General features: G+C 59.1%; 18 protein-coding genes. 12 read left to right on the top strand and 6 right to left on the bottom strand.

Annotation, left to right across the window (positions count from 1 at the left end; translation table 11 throughout):
• Positions 1-167: 167 nt before the first annotated feature.
• Genes sufB through O3649_RS03580 form a run of 4 tightly spaced genes read left to right on the top strand, consistent with a single transcriptional unit; the run spans position 168 to position 4,046 of the window.
• Entirely contained in the window at positions 168-1,625 is a 1,458-nt protein-coding gene (gene sufB / locus O3649_RS03595; RefSeq protein WP_005509111.1) for a Fe-S cluster assembly protein SufB, read from the top strand.
• The gene (gene sufD, locus O3649_RS03590) at positions 1,625-2,899 is read left to right on the top strand and encodes a Fe-S cluster assembly protein SufD (RefSeq protein ID WP_049358344.1); all 1,275 of its coding nucleotides are present in this window, start codon (positions 1,625-1,627) and stop codon (positions 2,897-2,899) included. Before sufB ends, sufD begins: the two co-directional genes overlap by 1 nt.
• Positions 2,900-2,918: 19 nt before the next feature.
• Complete coding sequence (sufC, locus tag O3649_RS03585; RefSeq protein WP_005509109.1) at positions 2,919-3,677, top strand: Fe-S cluster assembly ATPase SufC; 759 nt, start codon at positions 2,919-2,921, stop codon at positions 3,675-3,677.
• 39 nt (positions 3,678-3,716) lie between these two features.
• Positions 3,717-4,046: a metal-sulfur cluster assembly factor gene (locus O3649_RS03580; RefSeq protein ID WP_005506103.1), complete on the top strand. Its 330-nt coding sequence runs from the start codon at positions 3,717-3,719 to the stop codon at positions 4,044-4,046.
• A 96-nt stretch (positions 4,047-4,142) separates the two neighbouring features.
• On the opposite strand, the gene O3649_RS03575 is transcribed toward O3649_RS03580, so the two are convergent.
• A complete protein-coding gene (locus tag O3649_RS03575) occupies positions 4,143-4,643 on the bottom strand; it encodes an HD domain-containing protein (RefSeq protein ID WP_371572805.1) in 501 nt (166 codons plus the stop codon).
• Positions 4,644-5,184: 541 nt separating this feature from the next.
• On the opposite strand from O3649_RS03575, the gene O3649_RS03570 reads away from it, so the two are divergent.
• Positions 5,185-6,039, top strand: coding sequence for a DUF4253 domain-containing protein (locus O3649_RS03570; RefSeq protein WP_371572803.1), 855 nt, complete (start codon positions 5,185-5,187; stop codon positions 6,037-6,039).
• Positions 6,040-6,118: 79 nt separating this feature from the next.
• Here the strand turns inward: O3649_RS03570 and O3649_RS03565 are convergent, their stop codons facing one another.
• From O3649_RS03565 to O3649_RS03555, 3 genes are read right to left on the bottom strand one after another with little or no spacing between them, the layout of a single operon-like run.
• Positions 6,119-6,793 (bottom strand): CbiQ family ECF transporter T component, encoded by a 675-nt coding sequence (locus O3649_RS03565; protein WP_070678409.1) that lies wholly within the window; start codon positions 6,791-6,793, stop codon positions 6,119-6,121.
• A complete protein-coding gene (locus O3649_RS03560; RefSeq protein ID WP_371572801.1) occupies positions 6,783-7,670 on the bottom strand; it encodes an energy-coupling factor ABC transporter ATP-binding protein in 888 nt (295 codons plus the stop codon). The genes O3649_RS03565 and O3649_RS03560 overlap by 11 nt, the downstream gene beginning before the upstream one ends.
• A 32-nt stretch (positions 7,671-7,702) precedes the next feature.
• Positions 7,703-8,344 (bottom strand): biotin transporter BioY, encoded by a 642-nt coding sequence (locus O3649_RS03555; RefSeq protein WP_371572799.1) that lies wholly within the window; start codon positions 8,342-8,344, stop codon positions 7,703-7,705.
• 292 nt (positions 8,345-8,636) lie between these two features.
• On the opposite strand from O3649_RS03555, the gene abc-f reads away from it, so the two are divergent.
• The gene (gene abc-f / locus O3649_RS03550; protein WP_371539098.1) at positions 8,637-10,235 is read left to right on the top strand and encodes a ribosomal protection-like ABC-F family protein; all 1,599 of its coding nucleotides are present in this window, start codon (positions 8,637-8,639) and stop codon (positions 10,233-10,235) included.
• A gap of 758 nt (positions 10,236-10,993) precedes the next feature.
• Here abc-f and O3649_RS03545 read toward each other — a convergent pair.
• Both O3649_RS03545 and O3649_RS03540 read right to left on the bottom strand, forming a co-directional pair.
• Positions 10,994-11,722: a metal-dependent hydrolase gene (locus O3649_RS03545; RefSeq protein ID WP_371572797.1), complete on the bottom strand. Its 729-nt coding sequence runs from the start codon at positions 11,720-11,722 to the stop codon at positions 10,994-10,996.
• A 169-nt stretch (positions 11,723-11,891) separates the two neighbouring features.
• Positions 11,892-12,119, bottom strand: coding sequence for a hypothetical protein (locus tag O3649_RS03540; RefSeq protein ID WP_005506080.1), 228 nt, complete (start codon positions 12,117-12,119; stop codon positions 11,892-11,894).
• A gap of 285 nt (positions 12,120-12,404) precedes the next feature.
• Here O3649_RS03540 and O3649_RS03535 point away from each other — a divergent pair, with 285 nt between their 5' ends.
• The 6 genes from O3649_RS03535 (at position 12,405) to O3649_RS03510 (ending at position 17,833) form a co-directional block, all read left to right on the top strand.
• Positions 12,405-13,121: a beta-ketoacyl-ACP reductase gene (locus tag O3649_RS03535; RefSeq protein WP_005509097.1), complete on the top strand. Its 717-nt coding sequence runs from the start codon at positions 12,405-12,407 to the stop codon at positions 13,119-13,121.
• A gap of 73 nt (positions 13,122-13,194) precedes the next feature.
• Entirely contained in the window at positions 13,195-13,938 is a 744-nt protein-coding gene (locus tag O3649_RS03530; RefSeq protein ID WP_005506073.1) for an SDR family oxidoreductase, read from the top strand.
• Between the two features lie 227 nt (positions 13,939-14,165).
• Positions 14,166-14,954: an ABC transporter ATP-binding protein gene (locus O3649_RS03525; RefSeq protein ID WP_049327170.1), complete on the top strand. Its 789-nt coding sequence runs from the start codon at positions 14,166-14,168 to the stop codon at positions 14,952-14,954.
• Complete coding sequence (locus O3649_RS03520; protein WP_371572794.1) at positions 14,951-15,829, top strand: TrmH family RNA methyltransferase; 879 nt, start codon at positions 14,951-14,953, stop codon at positions 15,827-15,829. The genes O3649_RS03525 and O3649_RS03520 overlap by 4 nt, the downstream gene beginning before the upstream one ends.
• 252 nt (positions 15,830-16,081) lie before the next feature.
• Positions 16,082-16,336 (top strand): type B 50S ribosomal protein L31, encoded by a 255-nt coding sequence (locus O3649_RS03515; protein WP_070688056.1) that lies wholly within the window; start codon positions 16,082-16,084, stop codon positions 16,334-16,336.
• A 324-nt stretch (positions 16,337-16,660) separates the two neighbouring features.
• Complete coding sequence (locus O3649_RS03510) at positions 16,661-17,833, top strand: LCP family protein (protein ID WP_049356971.1); 1,173 nt, start codon at positions 16,661-16,663, stop codon at positions 17,831-17,833.
• The last annotated feature ends 163 nt before the right edge of the window (positions 17,834-17,996 follow it).

Here is a 17,996-nt window from a genome sequence, read left to right as displayed (position 1 = left end):
GGCGCACCCCAATGAACCCCTCAAGGGTGCGACCCGCACGCTGGAACCCGCCCGCCCCACGCTACGTTAAACGCCGTGGTCGAGCGCGGCATCAGCCCCCTAAACTACCGCGCCTGCAACCGGCAGGTGGCGGAGAGAAATGTAATAACCATCGAAGAAAGGCCGTAATGACTGAGAAAGTTGGGCAGAACGCCAACGACACCGTCATTTCAGAGATCCTGGAGATGAACCCCGAACTCGAGGGCATTGGCAACTACGAGTACGGTTGGGCAGACTCCGACGCAGCAGGCCAGGTAGCAAAGCGCGGCCTGGACGAGGACGTCGTGCGCGACATCTCTGCGAAGAAGAACGAACCCCAGTGGATGCTGGATATGCGTCTGAAGGCGCTGAAGTTCTTCGAGCGTAAGCCCATGCCCACCTGGGGTGCGGATCTTTCCGAAATCGACTTCGACAACATCAAGTACTTCGTGCGCTCGACCGAGGGTCAGGCGGCTTCTTGGGAGGAACTGCCCGAGGATATCCGCACCACCTACGAGCGTCTGGGCATTCCCGAGGCGGAGCGTAACTCCCTCGTCGCGGGTGTGGCTGCACAGTACGAGTCTGAGGTCGTGTACCACCAGATCCGTGAGGACCTGGAGAAGCAGGGCGTGATCTTTGTCGACACCGACACCGGTCTGCGCGAATACCCCGAGCTGTTCAAGGAATACTTCGGCTCCATCATCCCGATTGGTGACAACAAGTTCTCCGCGCTGAACACCGCCGTATGGTCCGGTGGCTCCTTCGTGTACGTTCCCCCGGGAGTTCACGTGGAGATCCCGCTGCAGGCGTACTTCCGTATTAACACCGAGAACATGGGCCAGTTCGAGCGCACCCTGATTATCGCTGACGAGGGCTCCTACGTTCACTACATTGAGGGTTGCACCGCCCCCATCTACAAGTCCGACTCCCTGCACTCCGCAGTGGTTGAGATTGTGCTGAAGAAGAACGCACGCGTTCGCTACACCACCATCCAGAACTGGTCGAACAACGTCTACAACCTGGTGACCAAGCGTGCTGTTGCGCACGAGGGCGCCACCATGGAATGGGTGGACGGCAACATCGGCTCGAAGGTCACCCAGAAGTACCCGGCTGTTTACATGGTCGGCGAGCACGCTAAGGGTGAGACCCTGTCCATCGCATTCGCGGGTGAGGGTCAGCACCAGGACACCGGTTCGAAGATGGTTCACATTGCACCGAACACCTCCTCGACCATTGTGTCCAAGTCCGTGGCACGTAACGGCGGCCGCAGTGCGTACCGTGGCCTGGTTCAGGTTCGTGAGGGTGCTAAGCACTCCAAGTCCTCCGTGGTCTGTGACGCACTGCTGGTGGACACCATCTCCCGCTCCGACACCTACCCCTACGTGGATGTCCGCGAGGACGATGTGACCATGGGTCACGAGGCGACCGTTTCCCGCGTCTCCGAGGACCAGCTGTTCTACCTGATGCAGCGCGGCCTGAGCGAAGAAGAAGCAATGGCGATGATCGTCCGCGGCTTCGTTGAGCCTATCGCACGTGAGCTGCCGATGGAGTACGCACTCGAACTGAACCGCCTGATCGAACTTCAGATGGAAGGATCTGTGGGCTAATGCCGACCAACGAAGAAACCCTGGGTTACCACTCCCCGATCATCCCCGGCATGGACCAGGAGGGCGAGAAGCTCGCCACCGAGTTCGCCCACGATGACACCCTGATGCGCGCCACCGAGGCACACCACCAGGGCTCCAACCCGAACAACGTCCAGAAGGTACTCGAAGCATCCCGTGCAGAGCGTAAGACCTCCTACAACGTGGAGGACTTCGCACCCCTGACCGGTCGTGAAGAGGACTGGCGCTTCACCCCGCTGAAGCGTCTGGGCGGCCTGCACCTGGAGAAGCTGACCGGCACCGCACCGGCACCGAAGGTGACCGCACCCGAGCAGGTTCAGGTTGAGACCGTCTCCCGCGAGGATGCACGCATCGGCTCCGCAGGTATCCCCGAGGACCGTGTGGCAGCAAACGCATGGTCCAGCTTCACCGAAGCAACCGTGGTGACCATCCCCGCCGAAGCTGAACTGGCTGAGCACGTGGAAATCGACATCACCGGCACCGGCAACGAAGCAGCCGCACAGCACATCGTGATTGAGGCTAAGCCCTTCTCGAAGGCTGTTGTGGTTCTGCGCCACACCGGCTCCACCGTCCTGGCACAGAACGTTGAGTTTGTGGTGAACGACGAGGCTGAGCTGAACGTTGTTTCCGTGCAGCAGTGGGCTGACGACGCAATCCACGCCTCCGCACACTACGCTAAGCTGGGCCGTAACGCACGCTTCAAGCACGTTGTGGTGTCCCTCGGTGGCGATCTGGTGCGCGTGACCCCCTCCACTAAGTTCACCGCTCCCGGCGCTGAGACTGAAATGTACGGCCTGTACTTCGTAGACGCAGGTCAGCACATTGAGTCCCGCCTGTTCGTGGACCACTCCGTACCCAACTGCAAGTCCCGCGTGACCTACAAGGGTGCGCTGCAGGGTAAGGGTGCGCACTCCGTATGGGTTGGTGACGTTCTGATTGGTAAGGATGCAGAAGGCACCGACACCTACGAGCTGAACCGTAACCTGCTGCTGGAAGTTGGCCCCCGCGCCGACTCCGTGCCGAACCTGGAGATTGAGACCGGCCTGATTGAGGGCGCCGGCCACGCATCCACCACCGGCCAGCTCGATGAGCAGCACCTGTGGTACCTGCAGGCTCGCGGTATTCCGGAGGCTGAGGCACGCCGTCTGGTCGTGCGCGGCTTCCTGAACGAGATCATTCAGCAGATTCGTGTTCCCGAACTTGAAGAGCAGCTCACCGAGGCCCTTGAGGCAGAGCTCGCCCTCAGCAACAACTAAGCTTTACCAGGAGAAATCAATGTCTACTCTTGAAATCAAGGACCTTCACGTCTCGGTTATCCTCGACGACGAAACCACCAAGCCCATCCTGAAGGGCGTTAACCTGACCATCAACTCGGGCGAGATTCACGCAATCATGGGCCCGAACGGTTCCGGTAAGTCCACTCTGGCTTCCACCATTGCTGGCCACCCCAAGTACCAGGTTGATTCCGGTCAGATCCTGCTCGACGGTGAGGACATCACCGAGATGAGCGTGGACGAGCGTGCACGCGCAGGCCTGTTCCTGGCTATGCAGTACCCGGTTGAGATCCCCGGCGTGACCATGTCTAACTTCCTGCGTTCCGCTAAGACCGCTGTGGACGGCAAGGCTCCCTCCCTGCGTACCTGGACCAAGGACGTTAAGGAAGCCATGAAGAACCTGGAGATTGACCCCGACTTCATCGCACGTAACGTGAACGAGGGCTTCTCCGGTGGTGAGAAGAAGCGCCACGAGATCCTTCAGCTGGAGCTGCTCAAGCCCAAGTTCGGCATCCTGGATGAGACTGACTCCGGTCTGGACGTTGACGCACTGAAGATCGTGTCTGAGGGCGTGAACCGTGCGCACGAGGCTAACGACATGGGCGTCATGCTGATTACCCACTACACCCGCATCCTGCGCTACATCAAGCCGCAGTTCGTGCACGTGTTCGTGGACGGCAAGATGGTTGACCAGGGCGGCCCCGAGCTGGCTGACCGCCTGGAAGAAGAGGGCTACGTTTCTTACGTGGGTAAGAAGTAAGCTTCTTCTCCTACCGGATTCTGACAGAAAGATAGGACTATGACTGAGACTGTGCAGGGTCGTGTTCCTCAGGAAGAGATTGAGGAAGCCCTCAAGGAGGTCATTGACCCGGAGCTCGGCGTCAATATTGTTGACCTCGGTCTGCTCTACGGTCTGCGCTGGGATGAGGATGGAACCCTCATTCTGGATCTGACTCTGACCACTGCGGCGTGCCCGCTGCAGGAGGTTATTGAGGAGCAGGTTCAGAGCAACCTGGATAACCTGGTTGATTCTTGGCGTGTGAACTGGGTTTGGATGCCGCCGTGGGGTCCGGAGCGTATTACTGAGGACGGCCGCGATATGATGCGCGCGCTGGGCTTCAACATCTAAGCTCCTGACTCGCAGATAAGGTACCCGCCCGGTGCGGAAGGTGTAAGCCTTCGGCACCGGGCGGGTATTTTTGTGTCTTCTGGGTTTTGCGTCTACCTAGTCGTCCAGGTGCAGCAGCTTCAGCGAGTATTCGTACTTGATCATCAGGGTCGAGCGGGTCGGCTCCGGCAGCAGAGCCAGACGGCGCGGGTCAGTATTATCCGCGACATCGGCAAGCTTCACCAGGCGAGCCAAATCATTCACACGCACCCTACCCAGGTACGCCTCGTAGGATTCGCCGGGGCGGCGGGTCAAGGCATCAATCGCATCCACAATACGCGCCGAGAAGTAACGGGCCAGATATGCGAGGGAAACGCCGGTATCCTCCACCGTGTCGTGCAGCAACGCCACAATCTGAGCCTCAGTCTTCAGTTCCTCCAAAGACGAATCGGGATGAGTGGCTGCAGCCAACTCACACGCAAGCTTACGTACCCCAAGAGCCACACGGCGAGGGTGGGAGATATAGGGCCAGCCGTTACGGTCAGTCTGCCCCTCATGCGCCTTATCAGCGATGCTGTCTGCCAGGCGAACCATCTCTTTGTAGTAGTTATTCGACATGAGAACCTCCGTTGGTTTGAACTCCTGCGAGTTGATGGTCCCAGCGACGTTTTCCGCACCAACGCGGCACGGGTGGTAGCTGGTACCAACACTTTACTCCAGCAGCTACGCGGCGGCGGCAGAACTCGCCCGAGACACCCCTAATACGTCAAATATGACGCGCAGAAGAAGAAAATAGGGTGCTTTATGGCTGTAAATCATTAACTTGGTGCCTGTTCTACCCGAGTTCTGGCAGCGGATACCGACCTGCAGGAGGCGCCCCGCACCTCCGCGAAAGTGTCCGCCGTACCCTTTGGTGCCGCCCAGCGTAAACCGCCCAAAATCTCATATGGTGGCAAAAAATTTCTGTCTTTTTCTGGCGAAAATCGGTGCACAAACCGCCCAACACTAAGGCAGTTTAAGCGTGTTTAGCACACACCGATACACACTCATCAAACGAAAAAATCGCGCGCCCTCCGCGCCCTGCTAAAACCTTCAAAAACCCGTATTTTTGTGCGAAAATACGCGATAAACTGGGGGCAACCAAACATCGGAGAACACCATGGCAGAGCTCTACGAGCGCTTCGTCGCTTTGTATCCCTACCCACACGAGCGAATCCGCCACGGCGCCCCACGAGCCGAACTTAACCGGCGATACCTCGAACACCTCTACGAGGGCAAGAACCGGGGAACAACCCCCATCGTGGTTGCCCTCGACCCGACTCTGCTCGGGACCATTGAGAATAACGTCTCCCTGCGCACCTCAACGCCCGTGCAGAACATCACCGCAGACACCGTCAAGCGGTACGCACACGAGCTCATCACCGACCAGCATCATTACCTGGACCAGGTCGGTGTAGAAGTTGCCGCGCACGAGGCGTTCCGGCACCTGAACGAGAGCACCTACCTGCAGACCTACCGCCGCCTCATGGAAAACGGCGAACTCGGCGAAGACGATATTGGTACGCCCCTGAAAGCGGAGTACCCCTTCGAGCTGACCGCCGGCATCATCAATGAGAAGGTCAAAACCACCGACATTGACAGTGCCGCGGAACTGCTCATCATGGATCTGCCGCTGCGGGATGTATCCGGGGTATTTGCCTACCTGCCCTTTGGCGGGTGGGATTCCAGCCCCAGCCCCGAGGCGATGCTGTCCATTGCCCGCTACTGGTTTGAACGCGATGACGCCTACCCGGCTGTTATCGCCTCGGACTTTATCGAGTTCTACACGCCGGTGCCGGTCACGACCCGCCGCGACGCCGAGATCCTGGCGGTTGAGCATACGATGGTTTCCTCGGCGATGCCGGTGCGTGTCTACCGCGGCTTCGACAAGCTTGTGGAGGCGCTCTACGGTCAGCACGACTGGTACCTGTGGTGGGAGCAGCTCCCGGCGGTGCTCCTCATTGAAACACCCTAAACCAGCCTAGCTAGGCGAGTTAAAGCGAAGGGGCGTGATGAACCTACACGGTTCACCCCGCCCCTCTCGCGTATCTGCGTTATTTCAGCTCGTCCACGTGTCGCGCGCGCAAAGCACGAGCGGTCGCCGTCGCGTAATCAACCGCCTGCACCACCCACGGAATCAGCAGCCGCCAATACATGCGCTTGGGCAGGTTACGCGCCACCGCCGCCCTGCGCAACGCACCCCAACGGTCCATGAGCGCCGGAATCGACCGGACCATTAACGCAATCAGCAGACCCAGACGCTCGGGGGAAAGACCCACGAAACGCAACGGCGAACACAGCCTCACAAAGCCGTCAATCAGAACCGGCAGGGGAGTGCTCACCAGCAGAGCGCGGGACGCATAAAAAGCCGTCAGCATGGTCGCGATAGCATCCGCGCCGGAGGCGTACTGACCCGTCAACACGTAATAGCCGACCATAATCAGTAGTAGCAGAGACAGCGTGCGAACCACCAGCCACAGCTGGGAGGCCGGCACACCAGCCCACAACGCGCAGAACGTGGACGCCACCAAAGCCACCAGCGCCACCTGCCAACCGGTCACCGCCAACAGCAGAAACAGCCCAAAGAAGAGCGTGCTCTTGAACCACAGCGGCGCCCGATGCACCGGCGTGTTCAACGGCTGGTAGAAACCCACCAGCAGAGTACCGGGGTTGAAATCCGAGCCTTGGGCGGCGGGGCGAGGATTCACGCGCGGCGTGTTAGCGCCCATGGGCGCCTCCTGCCGAATCCAGATCTTCGGTAGCACCCTCGTTCGGGAACCCCTCAGCACACCACGTGCGGTACTGTTGCACCAGCTGCTCCGCATCCCCCTGAGCGAGCAGGCGCCCATCGTGAATAATGACGGCTTCATCGCAGGACGCCGCCAAATCCAGATCGTGCGTGCTGAGCACCAGCATCTGATCCAGCGACTCCAAGTGCTTGAGCAGCCGCGCGCGATTGCGCAAATCCAGCAGGGTGGTCGGCTCATCGAGCAGAAGAATCTGCGGGCGCGCCGCCAGCACACTGGTGAGAGCGACCAGCTGCTTTTCGCCTCCTGAGAGGGTGAAAACGCTCTGGTTTTCAAGGTGTTCGAGGCCGCGCTCGCGGAGCAGTTCACGAATCCGTTCGAGGCGCTGCTCACCGCTGAGGGCACTGCCTTCAACGGCGGCGGCACGGCGCAGGCTCAGGTCAATATCTTCGGCAACGGTGGGCATAATCAGTTGCGCCTCCGGTTGGGCGAAGAGCATGCCCACACCCTCAAAAGCGCCCTGCGAATGACCGCGAGCGTCCTGCGATCCGCGGCTCGGTGTCTCCAGGGTGTCGACACCGTTCACGCGCACAATACCTTCATCCGGGTGGGTGAGCCCATTGAAAAGCCCCAGTAGGGTGGACTTGCCGCTACCGTTCAGACCCAGCACCGCGGTGCGCTTCGCCGTGAACTGCAGGCTCACATCCTTGAGGATACGGCGATGCCCGCCTTCGGGCAGCTCGGTGAAAACACTCACCGATTCAAGCTCAAGGGCGGGCATGCTGGTAGAGGCGCTCACCGCCTGCTCGCCCTGCACCTGCTGCGGTGCAGGCTGGCGCGTGGAGCGGCGAAAAAACATAGCTATCCTCTCGTGCGGCACATCGTGTGCTTTTAACGCTGGGCAGAAGCCAGAGACGGGAAGGCGCGGCGTACCGACAAACCAACCAGAACCGCAATCGTGGACTTCACCAGATCCCAGGGAACGAATACCATTGCCGCGCTGAACGCGGCTTCAAAAGTCATGTGGGCGTTCACCATCATACCGGCGATACCGCAGGCGGTCAGAACCACAAAACCGCAGAAGTTCGCGACCAGAGCCATAAGGAAGGTCGCACCAACCGAACGGGTGTTGCGGGTGAACAGGTAGGCGAGGGTACCGGCAATAGCGGCGAAGGGCAGGAAGCCGAGCAGGTAGCCGGCACTCGGGGAGGCGAGCGTACCCAAACCGGCGCCACCCTTAGCGAAGATGGGCAGGCCAGCGAAACCAACCAGCAGGTACAGCGCCACGGAGGCGGTGGCACGCTTGCCGCCGAGCACCTGAGCGGTGATGTAAATGCCGAGGGTCTGGAAGGTGAAGGGAACCGCAACGCCGCCCAAGCTGACGGCGGGCATGATGGCGAGCGCGGCGATGAAGCCCGCGAACACTGCGATGAGGGAGAGGTCGGTGGCGAGGGAGGTCTTTGCCGCTACGTTACGGCGCGGTGCCTGAGTTGCCTGGGGTGCCTGAGCTGATTCGCGCACGGAATCGGTCATTGGGGTGGTACTCCTTTGATACGTATTGCTCTGCAGATTTTTCTACAGAGTTGAGGGTAGCGGTGGTTGACTGCTTGTCACAACCCAATTTTTGAACAATGTTCTACGAATAGTGTTCGGTATGTATCGTACACCGCACACCATGAAAACAAAAGGTGCCCCACATGCGCACTCGGCACACCTGCACTAAAATTGATGAGGTGCTCTGCGCGCTCGCCGCTTCTAACTCGGCGAATCCCGCCCACCAAGCACTATCAACCCACACACCAGACCGCCATCCGGAAAGGCACCCATGATTGCTGTACAGAACCTCGAATTGCGTGCAGGCGCGCGCCTGCTCATGGAAGAGGTCACCTTCCGCATCGATAAGGGCGATAAGATTGGTCTGGTGGGCCGCAACGGTGCCGGCAAGACCACTATGACTAAGGTGCTTGCCGGTCTGACCCTGCCCGCTGACGGTACGGTGACCCGCAGCGGCACTATCGGCTACCTTCCACAGGACCCGAAGGTGGATGACATGAGCCAGCTGGCGCGTGACCGCATCCTCTCGGCGCGTGGCCTGGACGGTGTGGCGCGCAAGATGCGTCAGGCGCAGGACGATATGGCGAGTGAGGACCCGGCGGTGCGCGCTAAGGGTATGCGCCGCTACGACCGTCTCGAGGCTGAGTTCATTGCTGGTGGCGGCTACGCGGCTGAGTCGGAGGCGGCGGTCATCACCTCCAACCTGGACCTGCCGGAGCGTGTGCTCGCCCAGCCGCTGTCTACTCTGTCGGGTGGTCAGCGTCGCCGTGTGGAGCTGGCGCGTATTCTCTTCTCCAATGCGGACACCATGCTGCTGGATGAGCCGACCAACCACCTGGATGCTGACTCCATTATGTGGCTGCGTGACTTCTTGAAGAACTTCTCGGGCGGCCTGATGGTCATTAGCCACGATGTTGACCTGATGGAGCTTGTCGTCAACCGCGTCTTCTACCTGGATGCGAACCGCTGCGTGATTGACCAGTACAACATGGGCTGGAAGAACTACCTGACCCAGCGTGAGCAGGACGAGCACCGCCGCAAGCGTGAGCGTGCGAATGCGCAGAAGAAGGCGAACGCTCTGATGGAGCAGGCGAATAAGATGCGCGCGAAGGCGACGAAGGCTGTTGCTGCTCAGCAGATGATTAAGCGTGCTGAGAAGCTTCTGCGCGGCCTGGAGGATGAGCGTCAGAGTGATAAGGTTGCGGCGATTCGCTTCCCGGATCCGGCGCCGTGCGGTAAGACTCCGCTCTCTGCCCAGGGCCTGTCGAAGTCCTATGGCTCTCTGGAGATTTTCACGGACGTTGATTTGGCGATTGACCGCGGTTCGCGCGTGGTGGTGCTGGGTCTGAACGGTGCCGGTAAGACCACTCTGCTGCGCATGCTGGCTGGCTCCACCAAGCCTGATACGGGTGAGGTCGTGTACGGTCACGGCGCGAAGCTGGGCTATTTTGCGCAGGAACACGAAATTCTTGATGGTGACCGCACTGTCTTTGAGAACATGAAGTCTGCCGCGCCGGATCTGGACGACACCCGCGTGCGCACGATTCTGGGTTCGTTCCTGTTCTCCGGCGATGATGTGGATAAGCCTGCCGGTGTGCTTTCCGGCGGTGAGAAGACCCGTCTGTCCCTGGCGACCCTGGTGGCGTCGAGCGCGAATGTGCTGCTGCTCGATGAGCCGACCAACAACCTGGACCCCGCCTCGCGTGAGGAGATTCTGAACGCGTTGAAGGCGTACCAGGGCGCTATCGTGATGGTTTCTCACGATGAGGGTGCCGTGGAGGCGCTGGATCCTGAGCGTGTGCTGCTTCTGCCGGATGCGGTGGAGGACCTATGGTCGAAGGATTACCAGGATCTGATTTCGCTGGCGTAAGCAATATCCGCTGAACATCAAAGCATGGGGAGGCTCCGGTGCCGTGTGGTGCCGGGGCCTCTTTGCGTGTATTGCGCGTTGTTTTATTGTCTGGGGCGTATTGTCCAGGGCGTATTTTTTGTGTTCTGAAAATGTGTTGCGGAGATATTGCCGGTATTTTTCTCGTGAATAGTGCGGAAAAATGTGACCTGACCCGTGGGGTTGTATTGTTTTCTGATCATATGTGGTGTAATTGCGTTCCCGTGCATGTGATTTGTGGGTTCTGACACACGAAACTTGCGGCGTATTTGACGGGAAAAAATGTTGCCTTGTGGGTTTTTCTGCGGGAAAGAAAAGCTCTCAGGCTATATTTCAGGGGGTCTGTGTGGGCTTTTTGAATTTTTCATGTGTCTCTACATACATTGTGGGAAAAATGGTAGAAACACAACATGCGTGGGGCGTAGACTTATAACTGTTCCCGCCATTGCGAGGACGCAAATGCGAAACATTAGGGCTCACTACCGATGGTGAGCTAACGCGGGGGAGAAGAGATTCCCGCCCGCTCACGAAGGAGAACTACCAATGCACAACACTGAGTTCGAGAAGTACCCCACCTCCGGTGAAGAGAACGTTGAGGTTGACGTCTTCTGGCCCATCCAGGACGCTTAATCTCTCACCCCGATAGATCGGGATAAGGATTAGAAAAGCGCCCCGCCGCTTCCGTAGGGAAGTGACGGGGCGCTTTGCTGTCCTCGGTGAGAATTTAGTTATGTGGCACGTTATGCGGCGTGAATACCCAGTCCGAACATTTGCAGAGGGTATTCGGTAAAGCCCATCATGGCTGCCGCGTACCAGGCGATGTACCCGGTCAGTGCTAGAACGAGTGCCTTCTCGCGTACGCTGCCAGCATCACCCAGGATCGGCAGTGCCATGTAGCCGCTCTTTTTCCATAGGGGGGACGCCACCAGGGGTTTGATAACAATGGGGTAGAGGGGCAGCAGTCCGCGAGTTGTCAGTAGGTCGCCAATGAGGTGAATGGTCGCGCCGACCGAAATAGCCCAGGGGAGTAGTGCCAGCGAATCAGTCGTGTAGGCGGCGTACCCGAGGGCGATGGCACCAATCCATCCACCCGGTGCGCCGAGCACGCGCAATGCCAGGCCGCCCGAGAATGCGGCAAGAAGCAGTGAAGCCCAGGGTATTCCGTTGTAGCTCAGGTTGGCGCTGAAATAGGCAATTGCCCAGAAAGCCACCAGACCCAAAATGGAGTGCGTTCCCTTGCGGTGCCCGCCGCTGACCGCCCCGACAATGCGTGCTACCCAGCGTGAAATGGGCGGGATGGAGTTGGCGATACTGCCGTTGTGGTGGTCAATATCCGGCAGCATGCCCGCACCGGCGCACGCCAGGGTGGTCACGATGAGGGTGGGGGTATCGGGAACCTGCACTACTCCCGTCTCGACGAGCACTAGCCAGCCAGCTGCGGCGCTGACGGTGTGCGAATAGCCCATCATGGGGAGGTGCCTCCTTGAATGCGATTGCTCAGCGAATGTAATTACCCTGCGAGTGTGGTTGCCCGGGTGCCGGGGTGTTCATTCGAACTAATTAGAACAAATATAGCATATATCGAAATTACTTTCGATAGACTGGGTTATTACTCAAGCGGCGCTACCTCAAGTGGCACTACCCCTCAAAGGGCAGAGTCTGCTTCCAGAACTCACGCTCGCGCAGGTAGTTCTCCAGCCAGCCCACGTGCTCGGAGCACGCCAACCAGATCTTGCGGCGCTCGGGGGTGTGCACCTTCGGGTTGTTCCAGAGCAGCTGAAATTCTGCCGCCTGCTGGCAACCCTTACGGGAGCACTTGGCGTACTCGGGCTGTGCATCCTGAGAAAGTGAACCGAGCAGATCCATGTCTTCTTATCCTTACTAATGAGCCTCGACGTGCGGTGTTATTCCGTGCCCGCGCGATTCCAAGGAAAAGGGTGCGGGCTGTTCCGCTTCAGATAGTGTACGCGTCCGATGAGGCATGTAAAAGAAGGGGAGCAGGTGTTCAGTGTTCAAGAGTGGAGTGTAGCCTGCGGCACCTTTGCGCTAAAACGCGGTAAAATAGGGTTTGTCTGTCCATCCGTCCACACCCCAACCGCGTAGCCGCTGCATCGGCTCTGATCGTGAGGGGTCGACTCATCAAGGAAGCTCATGAGCGAGAACACTCCCAAGACCGTGCTGGTCACCGGCGGCAACCGAGGCATCGGCTACGAAATTGCCAAGGAATTCCAGGCAGCAGGACACAACGTCTGCATCACCTACCGTAGCGGTGAAGCCCCCGAAGAATTTTTCGCCGTCAAGGCAGATGTACGCGATGCCGACAGCATTAACGAAGCATTCAAGGAAATTGAAGCAGAATTTGGCCCCGTGGAGGTGCTGGTCGCCAACGCAGGTATCACCCGCGACATGCTGCTGATGCGCATGAAGGAATCCGACTTCACCGACGTGGTAGACACCAACCTCACCGGTTCTTTCCGCGTGGTTCAGCGCGCCATCAAGGGCATGCTGAAGCTCAAGCGCGGCCGCATCATCCTGGTTTCCTCCGTGGTGGGTCTGTACGGTTCCCCCGGTCAGGTCAACTACTCCGCGTCCAAGGCTGCACTGGTCGGTATGGCGCGCTCCATCACCCGTGAGCTGGGCGGCCGTAACATCACCGCTAACGTGGTGGCACCGGGCTTCATTAACACCGCAATGACCGAGGTTCTGCCCGAAGAGACCAAGAAGAACTACCTCGCGTCCATCCCGGCTGGTCGCTTCGCGGAGGCGGAAGAGGTCGCTCGCGTGATTCGCTGGCTCGCATCCGATGAGGCTAGCTACATTTCTGGCGCTGTCATCCCCGTTGATGGCGGCCTGGGCATGGGTCACTAACCCCACCCCGTACAGACTGCACGAAGCGCCCGAACGTGGGTGCACCCTTTCTAAACTTTAAGGACATAAAACTATGGCACAGCTGACCGGCAAGACCATTATCATTACCGGCTCCTCCCGCGGCGTTGGCGCAGATACCGCACAGATTCTCGCCGCTGAGGGCGCGAACATTGTGGTGAACTACCGCTCCAAGGCACCGCGTGCGAACAAGATCGTCAAGGCTATTGAAGAGGCTGGCGGCAAGGCAATCGCAGTGCAGGCTGACGTGACCAACAATGAGGACCTGCAGAACCTCGTCAACACCGCCGTGGAGACCTTCGGTTCCCTGGACTACCTGATCCTGAACGCGTCGGGCGGCATGGAAACCGGCATGGGCGAAGACTACGCAATGCGCCTGAACCGTGACGCACAGCTGAACCTGGCACGCCTGGCTGCAGAGAAGATGCCCGAAGGCGCACGCATTGTGTTCGTGACCAGCCACCAGGCGCACTTCATCCGCGAGGTTGAGACCATGGACGAGTACAAGCCCGTCGCAGAGTCCAAGCGCGCAGGCGAAGACGCACTGATTGCCGAGATTCCCGCACTGTCCGAGAAGGGTATCTCCCTGGTCGTCGTGTCCGCTGACATGATTGAAGGCACCGTCACCGCAACTCTGCTGAACCGCCTGCACCCCGGCGCTATTGAGCAGCGCCGCGAGACCGCTGGCAAGCTCTACACCGTCAACGAGTTCGCGCAGGAAATCGCGAAGATGGTCACCGCAGACGTTGAGACCGGCCACGTTGAGCTGGTCGGCGGCGCACGCGGCTTCATCGACTAATAACTTCAGCCGCTATAGGTGCCGTTGCGGATGCGCCCGCCCCTCTGACAAGGTACATTTGATGAGGCGCGCCGCCCCTGACGCGGCGGCACCTATAGCCCCTAAGGTTTAGCGCGAGGAGCCCAATGTGGGGTACCCGCGCACTATGCGCCAACCGCTCCAATAACCCGGCACGGGTTGCGGGGTGGGGGCGCATCCCATCCATCTAACTCACTGGAAGAAGAACCATGAGCACCGTACTCAACCTTCAGAATGTCTCCGTGATTCGCGGCGGCCGCAAGATTCTCAACGACGTTTCCTGGACTGTGAACGAAGGTGAACGCTGGGTTGTTCTGGGCCCCAACGGCGCCGGTAAGTCCACTCTGCTGTCGGTTGCGGCAGCCCGCCTGCACCCGACCAGCGGCGAGGTTGAAATCCTTGACGAGACCCTCGGCGCTGTTGACGTGTTCGACCTGCGCCCGCGCATTGGTCTGTCCTCCGGTGCTTCGGCAAACCAGATTCCCGCCAACGAGAAGGTTTCCGACGTTGTCGTGACCGCAGCGTACGCTGTGTCCGGCCGCTGGAAGGAAGAATACGACGTCATGGACGACGAGCGCGCCACCGAGCTGCTGGCTGAATGGGGTGTCGACACCCTCGCTGACCGCACCTTCGGCTCCCTCTCCGACGGCGAGCGTAAGCGTGCACTGATTGCCCGCGCCCTCATGACCGACCCCGAACTGCTGCTGCTGGACGAGCCCGGCGCAGGCATGGACATCTCCGGCCGTGAGGACCTGGTCGAGCGTCTGACCGCACTTGCCGCCGACCCCTACGCACCGGCTACCGTGCTCATCACCCACCACCTCGAGGAAATCCCGGCGGGCTTCACCCACGCCCTGCTGGTCCGTGACGGTGGCGTGGTCGCCGCCGGCCCGATCCTGTCCACCATTACCGAGGCGAACCTCGCAGCAACCTACGACATGGACCTGGCTCTGACCGTCACCTCCGCGGGTCGTTACTCCGCGTTTAAGCGCGCATGAGCCGTGCCCCGAAGCAGCTGAGCGCCGAACAGATCGCTGAGCGTGCCGAGCGTGTCTACGCCATCGAGTCGGTCACGGCTCTGGCGCAGGCACCCGAGCAGGCTTTGCGCTACTACACGCAGCTGACCGATGTGAAGCTCCGTAGCACCATGGAGCCGCAGTGGGGTATTTACATTGCGGAGTCTTCGAAGGTGATTCGTCGTGCGCTCGCTGCAGGTCATCAGCCCGTTTCTTTCCTGATGAGTGAGAAGTGGGCTGATGATTTGGCGGATGTTCTGCGCGCCCATCCTGAAACTCCCGCGTATGTGGGCAGTGAGGAGCAGCTGGAGCAGGTGACCGGTTTTCATCTGCATCGTGGCGCGTTGGCGGCGATGGCTCGCCCGGCGCCGCAGCCTCTGGAGCAGTTGCTGCAGGGTGCCTCTCGCGTGGCAATCCTGGAAGATATTGTGGACCACACGAATGTGGGAGCTATTTTCCGTTCGGCTGCCGCGCTGAACGTGGATGCTGTACTGGTGACTCCGCGGTGCGCTGATCCGCTGTATCGCCGCTCGATTCGCGTGTCGATGGGTACCGTTTTTCAGGTGCCGTGGGCTCGCCTAGAGTCGTGGCCTGCAGACCTGCAGACCCTGCACGAGCTGGGCTTTAAGAGCGCAGCGCTCGCACTGGAAGAGGACTCGCTGACCCTGGAGGAGCTGTCTGCCCGCCGGGATGAGAAGCTTGCGCTGATTCTGGGCACGGAGGGGCACGGACTGTCGCCCCGCACCCTGGCTGCGTGTAACGATACGGTGATGATTCCGATGTCGCACGGCGTGGATTCTTTGAATGTTGCGGCGGCGAGTGCCGTGGCGTTCTGGGAGACCCGCCCGCGTTCATAACCTGAGTTCTCACCTGATTCTTAACCCGCGTGAGTGCCTTCTGGGGGTGCCCTTGCGGTGTGTGGGTTGGCGCCTGCGAGGGAACGTACTGGGATTTAATCCATGAAGGTGGTACCCTTAATGGGTTGTGCGCGCCCTATGCGGGCACAATGGTGATGCGCTCTGAGATTTTCTCGATAGCTGCACATCGAAAAACCTACTCCATCTATATAAGGGCTACTGGCAAAATCCAGTAGCAGAAGAAGGTAATCAATGAAGGCAGAAATCCACCCGGACTACAACCTGGTTCTGTTCCGCGACCTCGCATCCGGCAAGGTCTTCCTGACCCGTTCCACCATGACCTCGGACAAGACCGAGAAGTGGGAAGACGGCAACGAGTACCCGATCGTCGAGGTTGAAATCTCGTCCGAGTCGCACCCGTTCTACACCGGTAAGCAGCGCATCATGGACTCCGCAGGTCGCGTCGAGCGCTTCAACGCACGCTTCGCAAACTTCGGCAAGAAGTAAATCTTCTTTTCAGGTTTTGCTTTATAGCGAAATCAATGCCCCGTTCTCCTTGGTTTTCAGGGAGGCGGGGCATTGTGCGTTCTGGCGCCTGTAGTCGCAAGTTTGGCGCGAACGTGAGGAAAGTTGTAACGTAAAACCTTTCGTGCGCCGGTGCGTAGACCAGCTGACGGCGTTACAATGGGAAAGTATTTTGCGAGCTGTGCATTTTCTGTGCTTTTCAGTGCCGCCCCATATCGGCGGGTTATTTCCGGCTCTCTATTTTAGAGACTTCGCTGGATGCGCTGTGCACCTCGCGTATCACCACCTCAAACAAAGGACAACTTAATGAGCGACGCTCACTCTGAACCGTCGCAGAAGAAGAAATGGGTCAAGCGTATTCTGCTGATCCTGCTGATTCTTCTGCTGGTTATTACCCTCGGTATTGGTTTCTTTATCTGGCGTGCTGGCCACACCTGGGATAGCAAGACCGAGAAGTTTGACTCCATCACTAAGGTGGATGAAGACCTCAGCAAAATTAAGGAGCAGCTTGGCGAGGCTAAGAAGCTCAACGTGACGGAGCTGAAGGCTCCGACCGTCACCAACTCGAATACCGGCAAGAACGGCTCCGATGCTGCTGCGGCTCTTGCAGCTAACGCGAGCGATCACGATAAGGACGGCGACGGCATCTTGGATGACGGTTACAGCTACAATGTCGTGAAGGGTCCGGGTAAGAACATCCTGCTGCTCGGTAGCGATACCCGTTCCGGTTCTGAAGCAGCTCAGGTGAGCGGCTCCCGTGCAGATAGCATCATGCTTGCTCACATCCCTGCCGATGGTAAGGGCGTGTACCTGGTTTCGATTATGCGTGATACCTGGGTGAATATCCCCGGTTACGGTTCGGCAAAGATTAACGCGGCGCTGAACTATGGCGGTATTTCTCTGCAGGTGGCGACCGTTGAGAACCTGCTGGGTATCAAGATTGATCACGTGGCAGAGATCGAGTTCGAGGGCTTCAAGGCTCTGGTGAATTCTGTTAATGGCGTGGATGTCCAGGTACCTTTCGACTTCGATATCAATGCGTGGTCTTTCAAGCAGGGTATGCAGCATATGGATGGTGGTGCGGCTCTTGCGTTCGTTCGTGCTCGCTACCCGTTCGCTGACGGCGACTACCAGCGTGTTCGTAACCAGCGTGCGTTCCTGCGCGGTCTGTACAGCACGATGAAGTCTAAGGGTGCACTGGAGAATGTGGGCTCTTTCCAGTCTGCTGTTGAGTCTATTGCTGGTTATATGCGTGTTGACTCTGGCCTGGACGCGGCGCAGATTGCCCAGATTGCGGCTCCGGTGCTGACTAGCGGTGATACCACGATGCGTATGACCACCCTGCCGAACGCAGGCCCGGGTTGGTCCTACGACGGTCAGTCGATTGTTATCGTGAACCAGGCTGCGAATGCTAACCTGTCCTATGCTTTGCAGCATGACAGCATGGATCAGTTCATGGCGACTTACGGCCAGGACTAAGATCTGACTCCTTGCGGGGGTGAAAGCTGATGAGGCTTTCGCCCCCGCTGGTTTTTAACTGTTCCCGAAAAGCTGTCGGAATGTAGATACCTGGAAGTACCTCGTTGGCGCTTAGAGAGCTGCTGGGGCGCACAAAAGGGCGGCTACCTCACCGTGATGGTGG

The organism is Rothia sp. 27098_8_29, from assembly GCF_041432785.1.
GTDB classification, from domain to species: Bacteria; Actinomycetota; Actinomycetes; order Actinomycetales; family Micrococcaceae; genus Rothia; species Rothia mucilaginosa.
Note: the sequence above shows the minus strand (reverse complement) of the source record. Positions and strands in the feature narration are given on the sequence as shown.